This is a genomic window from Pedobacter aquatilis (genome assembly GCF_032678425.1).
GTDB classification, from domain to species: domain Bacteria; phylum Bacteroidota; class Bacteroidia; order Sphingobacteriales; family Sphingobacteriaceae; genus Pedobacter; species Pedobacter aquatilis_B.
Map to the genome: position 1 here is coordinate 589,041 of NZ_JAVTSG010000003.1, position 16,284 is coordinate 605,324.

General features: G+C 35.7%; 12 protein-coding genes and 1 riboswitch. Of the genes, 1 reads left to right on the plus strand and 11 read right to left on the minus strand.

Translation table 11 applies throughout. The annotated features are described in order from the left end of the window. Position 1: 1 nt before the first annotated feature. From R2Q16_RS12550 to R2Q16_RS12585, 8 genes are all read right to left on the minus strand, one after another. Positions 2 to 676 (minus strand): competence protein, encoded by a 675-nt coding sequence (locus tag R2Q16_RS12550; protein WP_316737471.1) that lies wholly within the window; start codon positions 674 to 676, stop codon positions 2 to 4. Then, positions 669 to 983, minus strand: a complete 315-nt coding sequence (locus R2Q16_RS12555) for a hypothetical protein (RefSeq protein WP_316737472.1) — start codon at positions 981 to 983, stop codon at positions 669 to 671. Before R2Q16_RS12555 ends, R2Q16_RS12550 begins: the two co-directional genes overlap by 8 nt. Before the next feature lie 520 nt (positions 984 to 1,503). Continuing rightward, positions 1,504 to 1,848, minus strand: a complete 345-nt coding sequence (locus R2Q16_RS12560) for a hypothetical protein (protein WP_316737474.1) — start codon at positions 1,846 to 1,848, stop codon at positions 1,504 to 1,506. 98 nt (positions 1,849 to 1,946) lie between these two features. Beyond that, complete coding sequence (locus tag R2Q16_RS12565; protein WP_316737476.1) at positions 1,947 to 2,351, minus strand: DUF805 domain-containing protein; 405 nt, start codon at positions 2,349 to 2,351, stop codon at positions 1,947 to 1,949. Between the two features lie 27 nt (positions 2,352 to 2,378). After that, positions 2,379 to 3,116 carry an alpha/beta hydrolase family protein gene (locus R2Q16_RS12570; protein WP_316737477.1) on the minus strand — a complete coding sequence of 246 codons (738 nt, stop codon included), beginning with the start codon at positions 3,114 to 3,116 and terminating at the stop codon, positions 2,379 to 2,381. Positions 3,117 to 3,242: 126 nt separating this feature from the next. After that, positions 3,243 to 4,745: a glycoside hydrolase family 43 protein gene (locus R2Q16_RS12575; RefSeq protein ID WP_316737478.1), complete on the minus strand. Its 1,503-nt coding sequence runs from the start codon at positions 4,743 to 4,745 to the stop codon at positions 3,243 to 3,245. 442 nt (positions 4,746 to 5,187) lie between these two features. After that, entirely contained in the window at positions 5,188 to 6,621 is a 1,434-nt protein-coding gene (locus tag R2Q16_RS12580) for a SusD/RagB family nutrient-binding outer membrane lipoprotein (protein ID WP_316737479.1), read from the minus strand. Positions 6,622 to 6,625: 4 nt separating this feature from the next. After that, on the minus strand, positions 6,626 to 9,799 hold the full coding sequence (locus R2Q16_RS12585) for a SusC/RagA family TonB-linked outer membrane protein (RefSeq protein ID WP_316737480.1): 3,174 nt from the start codon (positions 9,797 to 9,799) through the stop codon (positions 6,626 to 6,628). 355 nt (positions 9,800 to 10,154) lie between these two features. Further along, positions 10,155 to 10,254: riboswitch (SAM riboswitch) on the minus strand. Between the two features lie 119 nt (positions 10,255 to 10,373). Here R2Q16_RS12585 and R2Q16_RS12590 point away from each other — a divergent pair. Continuing rightward, positions 10,374 to 11,624 (plus strand): TlpA disulfide reductase family protein, encoded by a 1,251-nt coding sequence (locus tag R2Q16_RS12590; protein ID WP_316737481.1) that lies wholly within the window; start codon positions 10,374 to 10,376, stop codon positions 11,622 to 11,624. 369 nt (positions 11,625 to 11,993) lie between these two features. Here the strand turns inward: R2Q16_RS12590 and R2Q16_RS12595 are convergent, their stop codons facing one another. The 3 genes from R2Q16_RS12595 to R2Q16_RS12605 all read right to left on the minus strand — a co-directional run bounded on the left by R2Q16_RS12595 (position 11,994) and on the right by R2Q16_RS12605 (position 16,281). Then, positions 11,994 to 14,402, minus strand: a complete 2,409-nt coding sequence (locus R2Q16_RS12595; protein ID WP_316737484.1) for an outer membrane beta-barrel family protein — start codon at positions 14,400 to 14,402, stop codon at positions 11,994 to 11,996. Positions 14,403 to 14,584: 182 nt separating this feature from the next. Next, the gene (locus R2Q16_RS12600) at positions 14,585 to 15,313 is read right to left on the minus strand and encodes a hypothetical protein (RefSeq protein WP_316737485.1); all 729 of its coding nucleotides are present in this window, start codon (positions 15,311 to 15,313) and stop codon (positions 14,585 to 14,587) included. Positions 15,314 to 15,375: 62 nt separating this feature from the next. After that, positions 15,376 to 16,281, minus strand: coding sequence for a DUF4097 family beta strand repeat-containing protein (locus tag R2Q16_RS12605; protein ID WP_316737487.1), 906 nt, complete (start codon positions 16,279 to 16,281; stop codon positions 15,376 to 15,378). Positions 16,282 to 16,284: the final 3 nt, after the last annotated feature.

Below are 16,284 nucleotides of genomic sequence, written 5' to 3' on the forward strand. Positions count from 1 at the left end.
TTTACAATCCGTTACTCAAAAAAGATTCGATAAACTTTTTGCGGTTAATCATTTCCAGGTAGAAATAATCGCCAGAATATTGTTTTCTTGTTTTCAATCGATAGAGAAACAATCCGCCTAAATCGACTATAATTGGTGCAGTTGCTTCGTACCAAACAGAATGAGGTTGTTTCCAACAGAAATGATAAAAATTTGAACTGATTTTAACCGTTTTCAACTCCGGATGATAGAAGTTTAATACTTTGGGATGTATTCCGGCTAATACCTCCGACTTACTTACCATAGAAAGATGATCGGTATTACAAAACTCGAAAGCATCAAGTTTCGGATCATATGGATTCGGCAGATTTTTTAAAACCTTAAAACCTTTAAACTTTTTGCCGTTAACAACCCAAATCATTTTCGGATAAAAAGCCTCGCGACTTTTCATTTCTAACAATGTAATGGGCGAATTCTGAAATTCTATTGCCGTACCGCAGTTTGTGTAAACATCAGCCCTGTGCAGTTCGCCACTTTTATCGCAACAAAAAACTTTTTCCCGGTAAGAAACTGGAAATGCCTTTTTCCAATTTTTATGCCACACACTTTCCCTGTGGTATTTCTCAAAAGGATCATCTGGGTAAGCTGATAAATCTCCGTTAAAATATTTTAGAAGGTTTTCATCAACCTTATCCATTTCCTTTAAAAACGTTTAAAACGCTCGTTTTCCATTTAATGTAACCTAAATTACCGCAAGTGTAAGCCACGAAGTTTTCTACATCTTCCGCAACATCGTTTACTACTCTAAATCTTATCTTATATTTTGGGTTGTAACTGATGTAAACAACCAAATCGTCCTTTCTTTCGCCAACTGAAAGCAGTGGCTGTAAATGAATATCCTGAAGTTCGGCGGCAGCCTGTTTCAATCTTTCATTCATTATTTTCCCTAGTGAAATATCGGGCACAAAATCTGTTTCTGTTATTGCAAGTACCGTAATTGTCATAAAGTATCTTCCTAATTATTATCATTCTATTGTTTGCAAACGCAATAGAATAAAGCAAATTTATACTAATATTTTTAGCAAGCAAATAATCAGCCATAATTTTTGCGTAGCAGAATATAAATCACTGTAGATTAGGAAAATAAAATTCAGATAAAAATTTCGTGCAATTCGTTATCAATTATATTGGAGTGATGGCGATGTGTTGAAATCTGTATTTATCTATATTATATAAAACTCTGAAGTTTCATTGCCGTTGGTTTCAACCAACGGATATTGAATGAACAAAAAATACTATCATAGTTGAAAAGCATGCACAGTAATTTTAATATTGACTACATGCTTTAGGATTCCCGCCTACGCGGGAATGACGATGCTACTGTAAACTCCCGTCATTCCCAATTTAATTGAGAAACTTAAAGCTATTGCTGCATGTTTTACAGCTTCCACCTACGTGGGAATGACAATAAGTTTTGAGCTTCAAAAACCTAAAAAATCAAATTCGAGACTATTTAGCAGAAATTTAATTTCTATTCGGACTGTTTTCTACAATCTTATTTTTCTCAACAGAAGAAATAATTAATAAACTGGTAATTGCAACACCAATTAATGCAGCCTGAAAAACCAAGTGCTTCCTTTTTTTCTTAATGCCGTTGTAAAGGTTGTATGCGGCAATTACCCCTGCTGCACCAAACTCAACATTTCGTTGAATGCTATAAGGGGTAGAACCTTTTTTTGTGAAATTTGCCCGCATCAAACTGTTTATCACAGAAAACCCTGGACCAATCGTTTTCTTTAAAGTTTTCGATTTTCCTAGAGTATTTATTAATTGATTTACGGGAGTTTTTGTAGTTGTTTTTTCTTTCATAGTTAAAAAGACAACCCCTACAAAAGAAATTAAGTTTTGAAAAATGTTAAATAACCTAGAACAAACTAGAATATTACTATCAATTTTTAAACCTGTAATTATTCTGGACTTACAATTGTATTATTTTCAATTTGATTCTGAGGCACATATGCATCAGCCTCGCTTCTACTGTAATAACCAAACGGATCATCAACGATATTACCTTCGCCTTTCGGATTATCACCATATTCATTCGGGCCATAATCTCCTGCTCCAAAAAGCATTATAATAGGATAAAAAGGGATAAGCATATACCAGCCAGAATTCCCTCTATCATGGCAACGCTTTGCACCTTGCGAGATTAGCAGATATATTGGTAATAGCACAAAAATGCCTACCCAATCTTGTTTTGAAGCCTCTGATATGATAGAGGTGGCAAGCAATACCAAAACATAAAAAATATAAGTTAATGCGTATTCTGTACGACGAATTCTGCCGTAAAAGGAAAAGATATCTTTAAACATGAGAGTGTATTAAGTTTTATAAAAATATTAATTTTTTCTATTCTTTTCAAAATATCTGCTGAAGAATAGAGTTTGATAAACGACAGCATTACCCCAATATTCCATATTATGCACACCCGGTCGGGTTATAAAATCATGTGGTATATTTCTATCCAATAATTTATCGTGCAAGGCAACATTTACTTTATAAAAAAAGTCTCCAGTACCGCAGTCGATAATAATCGAAAGTTTATTTGGCGTCAATAAATGAGTTAAATTGATAACCGTATTATTTTCCCACCTATCCGGATGTTCGCTATATTTACCTAACCTTTTGGCTAAGTCCCAATTTTCGGGAAATGGCCTGATGTCTACACCACCACTCATGCTGCCACATGCACCAAAAACATCTTGATGGCGAAAAGCCAGATACAACCCTCCATGCCCGCCCATACTTAAACCTGTAATGGCACGCCCAGTTCTGTCTTTTATAGTGGAATAATTATTATCGATATAATTAACCAGTTCGGTGGCTACATAAGTTTCATATTTGTATTTCGGGTCTTCCGGACTGTCAAAATACCAGCTCGTAACACCACCATCCGGACAAACCACAATGATATTATATCGGTCTGACAGCTGCTTAACGGTTTCTTTATCTGGTGTGTTATTAACCCAATCAGAAAATTTACCGCCAGCACCATGCAATAAATAAATAACCGGATATTTCATGCTGTTGCTGTAACCATTTGGTTTTACAACAGCAGCTTTTATATCCTTTTTCATAGCATTGCTGCGAGTTAAAACGGTATCAACGGTTGCGGCAAAACTGTTAGTAAACGATAGTATAAATAGGCAAATAAAAAGGTAATATTTCATTCTTGTATTTTCTTAGGTTGATATCTATATTTTTTAATTTTTGTACTTTAAATCAAAGCTAGTAAAAGAAGCTACTTCATCAGATTTACCGTAAAAATTTAAGCCAATCCGAGGGCTTCTATCCCATTGCGGCAAAAAATTAACATTCACCTTAGTTTCAGATTTTAAACTTTCCCAACCGCCATTACCTTGTTTGTAAAATGTAGCGACCTCTAAATTTGGTTCTACCTTAAACTTTAATTGTATAGCTCCGGTTATATTAATAGTTTGTGTAGCGAGAATTGTTTTTTCTTTATTTTGAACTTTCCAAAACTGAACCTGATTTCCGCTTACGCCAATGCCAATTGAAGCATTTGCATCGCCATAATAACAAATGCCCTTTAACGCGTTATTTGAATTACTTACAGTTGTTGTGGCTTCAAAATGTACAGAAACCGGACGGACAGTTAATACAATTCCGGTTTGATTTGATGTTGAAATTGCACCATATAAACTAAGTATTCCATTTTCCTGAGAAAATTTAGGTGTGGAGTTACGAAAATCCCATTGCCATTTCTGACTTACATTTTTATCCTTGAAATCAAAAGATAAATCTTGACTGCCGCTTGCCCCGGAAATTTCCTTAAACTTTGGCCAGCCATTTTTTTCAGGCCAGGTTAGCTCGGCTAACATACCTTGTCGCCCCGCAAAAACCGTAGTTTGTTTGTTATATGCATGATATAGATAATAATATTTATCGTCTTCAGCTTTAACAAAAGTTCCATGTCCTGAACATTTCCATGATTCATTTTCCGCAAGAATTGGATTTTGAGCATATTTCTCATACGGTCCTTTGAAAGATTTTGACCGGGCAACTCCAACATTATAGTCACATTGTATGCCGCAACAAGCCCCTGCTGAATAGAACATATAATAGTAGTCGCCAACTTTCATAAAACTTTGTCCTTCTAAACCCTTACCCGCATCATCTTTCATCATAGAAAACGTTTCTCCTTCTACTTTTAAGCCATCTTTAGAAAGCTTAACACCTAAAATTTCAATCGGTCTTTTATCCAGTCCGTAAGCTTTATAGGTGATATATCTTACACCTTTATCCTCAAAAACGAAACCGTCAATGGCTTCTTTTCCATGTTCTATAATTACGCCATGGTCTACAAATCCTTTATCAGGAGATTTTGAAGTTGCAACGCCAATGCAGGAAATACCATCAATTTTTCGCCTTGCGGTATAATAAATAAAATAAGTTCCTTCATGATAAACATATTCCGGTGCCCAAAAAGAACCAGAAGTCCATTCAGGAGCTTTATCAAAAACATAGCCTGATTGCTTCCAATCTTTTAAATTCTTTGATGTATAAATTGGAAAATGCGGCGCCCATTCAGATGATGTTCCAATCGCATAATAATTATCATTTGCTTTGATGATTGATGGGTCAGCATAATCGCCAGGAATTACGGGTTTTATCGCATTTTGCGCAAAGGATGAGTTAATAAAAAACACTGAAATGATTAGCAATAAATATTTGGGTAGATTCATTTAACTAAATTAATTTTAATTATGAATATTCTTCAAGTATCAATCTATATTTTACATTTATACAAACACAATAATTGATTATATTTAATTCTTCCAAAGGATATTGCTATTCAATGCGGTAGATTATCAAAAAACATCTCAGTTGAGTTTTATCAAGTCCACCTCAAGTCCGCCTCATATCCGTATCAAGTCCGTGTTCTACCCACATATGAATGCATGATGCGCCAACTGTGAGCCCAGTCTCAAGCTTATTTATTCTACTTCAAAGGAAAAGCCATTGCAACAAAGCATTATGCCCTAATATTTGAATAGCTACAGTTTAGGAAAGGTATAAGGATTATCTGTTGAACGACTACCCTAAAAGGTTTTTACAAAAAAGCAGTTCTTTTCAGAACTGCTTTGAAATAATCATTTTAAAGATTAAGAAATTACAATAACTTTCTTAATTCGCATCAAACCATAATTTGGTGGTTAGTAAATCAGCACCTTGGCTGGTCACAGCATTTCTATAACTTTGCCCATTTAAAGATTGTTCTGTACCAGGATAAATAAAACGAACCGGAATTTGTCCATTTAATACGGTATTAACAGAAGCCGTTAACTGAGGATAATCCAATCTTCTGCGTTCTGCCCAAGCTTCCAAACCTTGTCCGAATAATGCAAGCCATTTTTGCTCACCTATTGATTTTTTATAGTTAGTTGCATCATATTGTACAGCAGATTGTGCCAGATATGTCGCAACAGCAGCATCACCGACAGAGAATTGTTTTAAAGAAGCTGCAATTCCTTGATTGTACAAATCTGCAGCATTTTCTGTAGTTAAACCTCTCGCCGCAGCTTCTGCTCTATCAAATAGTAATTCTGCATAACTAAATATTACTGCCGGAGATTGAGGCGTTAAAAAGTAAGCACCAGGTTTTGATGTTCTGGCAAAGCCAAGATTGCTGGCTTCCGAATTGGTTAATCCATTTGGCAAACCAACATATTCCTGTGGTGTAGCGGTTTGTGTTTTACTCGCATAGATTGCTAAGCGTGGGTCATTTAAAGTAAATAATTTATCTACAATGGTTTTACTGATGCGATAATCATCACGCGTATCAAACTGGGCACTAACCGGGTTTTGTTGAGGTGAAATTTGATATACAAGTTGAGCAATATCTGAATTATCGCTGATAAACAAATCGCCATCAGCCTTTATTTCATCTAAAACTTGTTTAGCTTTTGCTGGTTCTTTATCCGCAATGCGCAAAGCAATTCTTAACCTCAATGAGTTTGCTAATTTTTTCCACCTTGTGATATTGCCACTGTAAATAATATCGCCAGCAATGGCTTTCCCATTCGGATCTAAAGCAGTTTTTGCCGCTTTTAAATCATCTAACAATCCAAAATAAACATCCTTTTGTTTATCGTATGCCGGAGTTATGAACTGGCTCAATTTTCCAGCCTGACTGTAAGGAATATCGCCATAAGCATCGGTTAAAAGCAAAAACGACCACGAACGTAAAGTTAATGCAACGCCTCTGTAATTTGGGTTGCTTGTTGAATTTCCAATCTCAATAATTTTGTTAAAACCCGTTATACTTTGCGCATAAAGTGTAGACCATAATGAAGTAAAACTACTGTTAGAGTAGATAAATCTATCTTCTTCGGTATATTGAACTTTGGCCCAATGCTGCGAAAACAGCAAGCTCGAATTCATGTTATTTGCTGTGCCCCAATAAGCATCAGTTGTATTTTTTATTGCCGCCGTTAACAAATAATCTGGCTGGGCATTTTCAGTAGCATTTGGATTTATATTTACCTCATCCAACTCTTTAGCACATGATGCGAACAAAAGTGAAACAGATAACAGGCTATATAGAATATTCTTTTTCATGAAATTAAAATTTGATGTTTAGGTTTATACCGTAAGTGCGTGTAGTTGGGTTAGAAAGACTTTCCAAACCTTGACCATTTCCAGTGTTAAAGGCAACTTCCGGGTCAATGTCGGCAACATTGCGATGCAGTATTGCAAGGTTTCGACCAACAAGAGCAACCGAAACACCTTGTAAGCTTAATGGTTTAAGCCATTTTGCAGGTAGATTATAACTCAACCTTACCTCACGAAGTTTTACGTATGAAGCATCAAAAATATTTGCTTCATCTATCGTACGGAAAGATTTATAATACTGCTGCGCAGGAAGAATTTTCTCGTTCTTTTTTCCATCTGCAGTAACACCATCGAAAATGATACCATCATCATAAACTGTAACTCCAGCCGGAGCCGCATTATTAGCCGTTACCCTTACCGTTCCATTTGCTTTTAAATTAGCGGGATAGTAATAAGAAATACCACCAAACTCAGCCGCACGACCAGGCAAAGTGGATTCCAGAACACCGGTGTAAGTTCCTGTAGCGTAAGTTCCGTTATAAATAGAGCCTCCAAAACTGGCATCGATTAATACACCTAAACTCAAATTTTTATAAGTAAAAGTATTGGAGATTCCGCCAATCCAATCTGGTGTATATTTTCCTAAAACTCTCTTCGTTGGGTCGGTTTGTGGTGCCCCAGTTGCATTCACAACAATATTGCCACTGCCATCCCGTAAAAATGCATTTCCAAAAAGCGTTCCGTAAGGCTGACCAACAGCTGCAATAACTTGCGCCGAGTTGGTTGCAACTACATAGTTTTGCAATAAACCTGCTTTATCCAACTCAATTACTTTGCTCCTATTTGCAGCATAATTTACGTCAACATCCCAAACAAAAGCTTTTTTAACTGGTGTGATACCTAACTGTACTTCGATACCTTTATTATTAATTTTTCCAGCATTAAGCAATTTCGAACGGAATCCTGTACTCGGACTAACATCTACACTTAAAATCTGGTCGTAACTATTGGTGTTGTACAAACTCACGTCGAAACGCAAACGTCTTTTAAAGAAAACCGCTTCTGCACCAAATTCTGATGAGGTTGTGGTTTCAGGTTTCAAATCAGGATTTAAATCAGTTGCAGATGCAGTAAGTTGTGGATTTGTGCCAAACGGCGCACCAAATGAATAAGTATTAATTAAACGATATGGGTCGGCATCTTTACCAACTTTAGACCAACCTCCTCTAATTTTAGCATAATCAAGCACATCGCTTTTGATGTCGAAAGCCTCAGTTAAAACCAAACTTCCGTTAAATGAAGGATAAAAATATGAACGATTTTGAGCAGGAAGTGTAGACGACCAATCGTTACGGGCAGTAATGTTTACAAAGAAATAATTTCTAAATCCGATTTGAGCAGATGCATAACCGCTATAAGATTTTAATTCACTGTAATTATTAGAAGATGTTAGTGGGTCTCTTGAATTACTCAATGTATATAAACCCGCAACTGCTAATCTTGGCGCACTTTGGTCGTTTTGCTCAATGTATCGTGAACGAATATTCGTACCTAATAATGCTTCTAAGCTAAAATCATCATTAAGCTGTTTGCTGTAATTTAAAGTTGCATCCGTATTGTTCTCGTTTACCGTAAACGCACTTTCCGTGTAAGAACCGAATGGCGTTCCATTTGTTCCGTAAGCGATTTTAATCTTTCTTCTATCATTATAATAATCCGTTCCGGTACGAAAATTAAAATTTAAGCCATCAATAATTTTATAGTTTAAACCGATACTACCAATTATCCTGTTTCTATTTTGAGAAACCGTATTTTCATAAGCTACCCAATATGGATTGCTGTAATAACTATTATTCCAGTTGAAGGTATTTCCATTCTCATCCAAATAGTTCTTCAAACGGTTAATATCAACCTGTCTGCCAAACCAGGTAAATTGAAGCATGGTACTTGTAGAACGAGAACCGCCTGTTCCAGGTAAATTATCAGAACCCAATTTGCTATAATTTGCGTTGGCCGTTAATGTTAATTTCGGGTTGATTCTTAACGTTGTATTTAAAGCAAAAGAGTTTTTTCCTTGGCCAGAATTTGGCACAATACCAACTTGTTTTAAATTATTGTATGATAAGCGGTAATCGAATTTTTCTCCGGCATCCTCTATCGCTATACCATTTGTTAAGGCATACCCCGTTTCAAAGAAATCGCGAACATTATCCGGATGCGCCTCAAACGGAACAGCCACTCCTTTAGAATAAAACTGAGGAATCAGCTGACCATTTAATCTTGGGCCCCAACTTTCATCAACTCCATCATTTATACCTGCACCTTTTCCATCAACATAACTAAATTTACCCTCAGAGCCTTGTCCGAAAACATTTTGATATTTTGGAAGTGTAAGTAAGGTTTCAATTACAGCGTTTGAATTAAATGTAACGCCCAATCCTTTTTTTGTTTTACCAGATTTTGTTTTAATGATGATAACACCCGCAGCCGCACGAGAACCATACAAAGCCGCTGCGTTTGGTCCTTTTAAAACACTCATCGATTCAATATCATTTGGGTTGATATCAGAAATTGTGTTGGCATAATCTCTCGCTCCCGCCGAATTAAGTTGCGAGTTATCAACCGGAATCCCATCGATAACAAATAGTGGCTGGTTATTGCCTGAAATCGAAGTTTCACCACGAATGACAATTCTCGAGGAACCCATATCGCCCTGACTATTCGTAACCCTTACCCCGGCAACTTTACCAGCAAGTGCGTTAACCAAATTGGTTTCCTTAGCTTCAGCTAAATTTTCGCCTTTAAGTTCCTGCACAGCATAACCTAAAGATTTTTTCTGCTTAGAGATACCTAAAGCAGTTACGACAACTTCATCTAGAGCGTTGTTGGCATCACTCAAAACAACAGATAGTGAGGCTGAATTTGTTGACACTTCGATTTCCTTAGTGGTATAACCGATGTAAGAAAAAACCAATGTGGCCTTGCCGTTTAAACTTAAGGCAAATTGGCCTTCGTTGTTTGTAGTAACTGCTTGTTTAGTTCCTTTAACGTAAACAGATACTCCAGGCAAAATTTCTCCGGCAGCATCTTTAACGATACCCGAAACCGTTATATTTTGGGCACTTACGAATGTAGATAGCAGTAGCAAAAACAAGAATGCTGAAAGCTTTACTCTTTTATACATGTTAACTTGATTAATAATGATTAGTTATATTATTTGATTTTTAGACAAAGCAATGCCACTTCGCTGCTAAGGCGATTTTTTTTAGTGACATTAAATTGATTTTGAATTGGGAGCTTAAGCTCAGATATTATGAGCTACAACACGGCTCCATGCACATTCGAATGGTTTTACAGTTTGTTTTCACTGTTAAGGTTTTTGATTTTTGCTCGTTAGATTTTTTCATTTAAACATTTATTTAAGAGCCATTAAAAAAGCAAATCGTTTCAATCCCAAAAAATACTTTATAAAAAAAGCACTTCCGAAAAATCAGAAGTGCGCTCATATATTGTGTTCAATATTTGTTTAGCATCAAACTGACTTAACTACCCCATTACGGGTTGGAATTAGCACCATACCTAAAAAAGCTGGTTGCTAAGGTTTCAAAGGGCCATTCCCTCCACCTTTCTCGATAAGCATTTTAAAATAACTGCCGCAAATATAGTATAATATTTTAATAGTCTACAAATTCTATAGATTTTATTGAAAATATTATTCTTAGTGCTTATCTTTGAGGCCAGAATTAAAAATTATCCTAATGAATATTAAAACCACCATTATATCTATAAGCCTGGGCCTAAGCCTAAATATTGCAAATGCCCAAAGCGTTAAAAAGCAAAATACATCAACATTAAAAACGAATAAAACCTTTGCAGCAAATGGTAAGTGGAGAGGCGTATTTCAAATAAAACCCGGAGTTGATGTTCCGTTTAACTTCGAAATTAATAATGATAAAATCTTTTTTATAAATGCTGAAGAAAGATTTGATGGTGGCAAAGTTTATCAAACAGGTGATTCGGTTAAAGTAAAATTAGATCAGTTTGATAATGAACTTGCACTTCAACTAAAAGGAGATTCTTTAACAGGCACATTAAGAAAGCAAGACTATTCAGGTAAACCAATTACCCTAACAGCAAAAAGAGGAGAAAACTTCAGGTTTAAAACTTCTGGAGAAAAAGCTACAGAAAACTATTCAGGAACTTACGAGGTAACTTTTAAAAATCCAACTGGAACTGATGAAAAATCTGTTGGAGTATTTAAGCAAACTGGCAATAAATTAACCGGTACATTTTTAAGAGTAACCGGCGACTCCCGCTACTTAGAAGGCGTGGTTGAGGGAAATAACTTTTACCTATCAAGCTTTATCGGCTCAACTCCTGCTTATTATAAAGGTTCATTTTCTAAAAATGGAGAAATTACTGGCGAATCGGTAAATTCTAGAGGCAGCATCGTTTTCGCAGGGATTCAAAATCAAAATGCTGAATTACCAGATGCCTTTAAACTTACCTATCTTAAAGAAGGATACAAAACCTTGGATTTTTCTTTCCCGGATGTTAATGGTAAAAGGATTTCGCTTAGCGATGAGAAGTTTAAAGGCAAACCTGTCATCCTAACCATTACTGGAACTTGGTGCCCAAACTGTGTTGATGAAGCCTCTTTTATTGCGCCTTGGTATAAAGAAAATAAGAAAAGAGGTGTGGAAGTAATTGCCATTCATTACGAGCGCCAATTAGATTCTGCTTACGTGAAAAAAGCTTTGACTGCTTTCCGTCAGAAATTTGATATAAAATACGACCAGGTAGTAGCCGGAAAACCGGATAAACAACTTGTAGCCGAATCATTACCTGCCTTGAATAATTTTTTATCTTTCCCAACCACCATCTTTATCAATAAAAAAGGCGAAGTCGCCAAAATACATACGGGTTATAGTGGCCCCGCAACAGGAAAATTTTACACTGCTTTTGTTGAGGAATTTAACAAAGAGGTAGATAGATTGTTGAATGAGTAATCTCCAAAGAAATAATATTCTAAAAAAATCGTCATTGCGAGGTACGAAGCAATCTATTTAAGAGATGTGTTAGATTACATGAACTTAACTAATTGTCCTAGCCGGACTGGCCTTTTTCTTTTGACAGCAAAAGAAACAAAACTGTCGGCTGAAAATTTTTGTACTAAGGTTTGTGAGCGGGCTTGGTCTATCTATAGCCAAAAATTTGTTAGGCCGATTTAAGCTCAACGTATGTTTCTGCTTAGGCTTAGTTGGGTTTATAAATCATAATAATTAATGGCAGAAGCTATTAAAACTAAAATAGCTTGTCGAAGATGTAGCTCAAGGCACTACTTCGACAAGCTAAATATATATAGTATCTTATAAATACTAACTTCCAGATTTACTTCCGCTAGATTTCACATCATCATTACTGATGCTTCGTTGGCTCTTTTTAATCGAATCTTTAAGCTTTCCGAATTTCCAGTTCAAACTCATATTAAATGAGCGGTTGTAGTTTTCGCCGCGATAACGTTGCGTAAAGTTTGGCCCTTCGGTTAGGGTTTCATAATATCTATACTTGATAAAAGGGTTGTTTACCCCTGCCGAAATAGTAAGCTTATCCTTTATAATTTCCTTGCTTCCACTAAATGCCATGTAATAATACTGTCCTGAACGACCTTGCAATAAAACATCAGCACTGCTGTAATTAAAACTCGCATTTGCACGCCATTCCTTTTCAAACTTGTATCCGGTATTCATATAAACGTAACCAGCCAAACCATCATTTTTGGTCAATACGCCATTAATTGCACCCTCCAACCAGGTATAACCAATATTTCCACTCAAACTTAAATTCCACTTTTTAGTTAGCGGATAGTTTACGTTTACATTAGTGTTCAGGTTTTTATTTCTGCCTACGTTTGCAAAACTGGTTCGGGTAATTTTATCAACATCGTTGTAAATAGAAATATTTTGAATGGTATTATTTGCAAAATTGTAAGCTACACCAACATTTATCGAACCCGTTTTAAACTTACTGTAAGTCAATTCAAAATTATTACTTAATACCGCTTTCAAATCCGGGTTTCCGGTTGTTTCAAAATTTGGAACAGAGCGGTCTACAAAGGGATTCAAATTGTCAATTCCTGGTCTTTCGATACGTTGCGTAAAACCAAAATTTAAATTACTCTGGTTTTTGAACTTCCTGTTTACAGAAAACGATGGTATTACATTAAAATAATCGGTATTTACATTTGAAGCGTTACTAATAAAATCAGCCTTTACAAAGGTTTCTTCTATACGAACACCGGCCTTAAAACCCCAATTTGTTAAATTATATGAGTAAGAATTATACGCACCAATTACATCCTGATTGTTATCAAAAATATTTGTTCTCGATGGAATAATCTGATAATCACCAGTTGCTGCATTAAATTGTCTGTATTCGAAATTACTGTTATTATCTCTTAAAATCCCTTTAATACCACCTTCAATATTCAATTTACCTACCGGGTGAACGTAATCCAACTGAATGGTTTGTTCTTTGGATCGGCTATCATTTTCCTGAATGTAATTTGGATCGGTAAAGTTTTGACGGTTCGAGAATGTTAAATCATTTTTCTGCGGATTACCAGCATTATTAAACTTATAAGAGAATGTCAGCAATCGTTCTTTATTACTCTTGAAACCAAGTTGATAGTTCAATGTCATATCCAAACCATTCCAACCAAATCTGTTTTGACTTAATAAATCGTATGCAGTTAATTGAGCTGGAGAATTCAATCTAAAAATCTGATTATTTGTAGATTTGTTATATCCACCGTACGGATTTATTTCTGCAGTTACCAAATTTAAAGTATCAATCTCGAAACTAAGTTCAGCCCCACCATAACGATAATTGTTATCAAATTTTCGTCTTCCAATATTTGATAATTCAGATGGATTAGCACCCAAGGTCGTCCTGGTATTTATAATTTGTGTCTCTGGCGAAGAATAAAAACCTGTACCACCATAAGCCGTAATACCAAATTTACCTTGTTTAACCGTTACAAAACCGCCAATTCCTGGTCCGCCGACTGGAAATTGGTGACGAAGATTTAAACTTCCGTTATAACCGTTATCTATTTTTTTATTGGTGATGATGTTTATAATTCCCGAGAGACCTTCACTATCGTATTTAGCCGGAGGGGTTGTAATTACCTCAATTTTTTGAATCGATGATGCAGGCATACTACGCAAAACATCTTTCGGACTACGGGCTACCATACTCGATGGTTTACCGTTAATCAGGATTTTGTAGTTTCCGCTGCCTTTAAGTTTAATGTTATCATCAGCATCTAAAGATAATAATGGAACTTTTCGCATCATATCCAAAGCGGTTAAAACCTTACTTTCGGGGTCGGCTTGAATATCATAACTAATTCTATCTACTTCTTGTTTAATAACCGGGCGCATGGCACTTACCGAAACCTCACTCAAATTATTTACTTGTGAAGCTACACCGATTTTTCCGGCATCGAACAGATTTTTAGTTTCACTAAGTTCAAAATTTAAGGTTGTAGAATTGTATCCGACTGCAATCGCCGTCAGCGTGTATTTTCCAAAGGCAATATTTTTAAACTCAAACAGGCCTTTTTCGGAAGTAACGGTAGTTTTTACAACAACTCCATCTTTTTTAATGGCGAGTGTAATAAATTCTAAAGATTTCTTTGAAGCTGAATCAATAACCTCACCTTTTAAAGCACCAGTATTTTGCTGAGCAAAGGTTTTTGTCGAGAATAAAGAGAGGATTAACAAAAAACTAATTAAAAAAAATCTTTTGTTGAGCAATGATAATTTAGGATTTCGCATGTAAATGTTTGGTAGAATGTATAATAGATGATTAGGGCAAGTACAATGGATATAAGACGAAATAATTCTTTAATCGTTGCATCGAATAGAAAATATTTTCACTGCTTTGCCCTAATCTTTGAAAAGTGCTAAGGATTTTTTAAATAAATATTTCCGTAAGATGAATTAAAATCATAACTCGGACCTTTACCTGGTGTTGCATTGATTGCGGTGTAAAAACGTTGCTCCTTGATTTCTTCTTGCTTTAAATCCAAATTGGTGTAAATTTTACCGAAACGATTGGTCATTCTCAGCTTACCAATTAATCTTTGGTCTAATTTCGCCTCGATTCCACCATAAGTAGCTTCCACTTTTATGGGGCCTTTAAAATCCTGTAATTCAACAAAACCATAAACAGAGGTAACTTCAGTATTCAAATTAGCTGGTATTTTTACATCCACAACAATTTCCATATCTCTTGTCTGGTAATTCGATTTCACCGACCCACCTGGCTGTTCTTTCACAAATACATCTGCATCGGCTTTATTCGCAAAGCGATGTTTAACACCACCAACAGTTACAAAATAACTGTATGGTATTTTTTCCATATCTATTTTATTTTTGATGAAAATCTTTCCATCTGATTCACTTTTTTCCAGATTAAAAACTGATTTTTCATCTACCCCTTCTACATGGACAGTAGCCTCAACAGAAATTTCATTTTTATCCCAGGTGCTCACACGAACAGTTTTAGGGAAATCAAAGTGAAGTACTACAGCCTGTGCATTTTTTACTGAATAATTTTCGCTGATTTTAGCCTGAGATAAGGCAATACAAGGCACTAAGGCTGTAAACAGCCAACATAATATTGGTTTCATAAATTAAATGTTAATGGCTCAGAAAATTGCAGAATTGCTTTGGCGAGCCGTTAGAAATTGAATTATTTTACGCGAAGATATACGTTCTCGTAGCTAGATTTTAAAACGATATTGCTTCCGCCACCGTTAATTTTTCCTTTGATATCTTCAGAACTACGTCCACCATAAGCGGCTAAACCTAGTGCAGAAATTGTTCCTGCTTTTGCGCTGCTTATAATTGTGTTCAAGGTAGTTGTGCCTTCAGCAATTCTAATTCCATTTATTGATCCTTTACCATATGAAGAAGATTCTGTTTGTGTTCGCTCGGCTTTATCTATGGTGATTTTAAGTTCATCAGCAGCATATAACTTACCATAACCCGAAGAGAGTTCTACGTTGGCTTTAACATTTGTTGGCAACATTACATCAACATGTCCATAAACAGAAACAATCGAAACCGGACCTTTAATTTCATTGATAAAACTTGCATCAATACTGCCATACAATGATTTTACACTCATCGGACCGCTGTTATTCTCCAGTTTAATTTTGTTATAGCTCGTTGAAACTTCGATTTCACTTTTAAGGTTTCTCAAAATTAAATCGCTGTGGTACATATTACTCTGATTTGCGAATTTTACTTTAACATTTTGAGGAACTTTTATAGTGAGCACACCTTTAAGTTCTTTATTAACGGTATTAACATTAATTTCAGAACCTTGCTCGGTAACATCAATACCTAAACCTGTGTTATCAGTAAAACCAGAGCCTGTAATTACCCTTAAACCTTTTGCACGTTCATCTACAACCTCTTCTTTAAATGTTGGGATTGAAAAAATGATTTCATTACCGCTGTAACCCTCCACTATTGCGCCTGAGATATTCAGGTTTAATTGCCCTGTTGATTTGCTCAGCTTGTATTCCTTCTGTGCTGATACCGATAAGGTAACAGAAAGCATAGAAAGAAGGATGATAAATTGCTTTTTCATAAT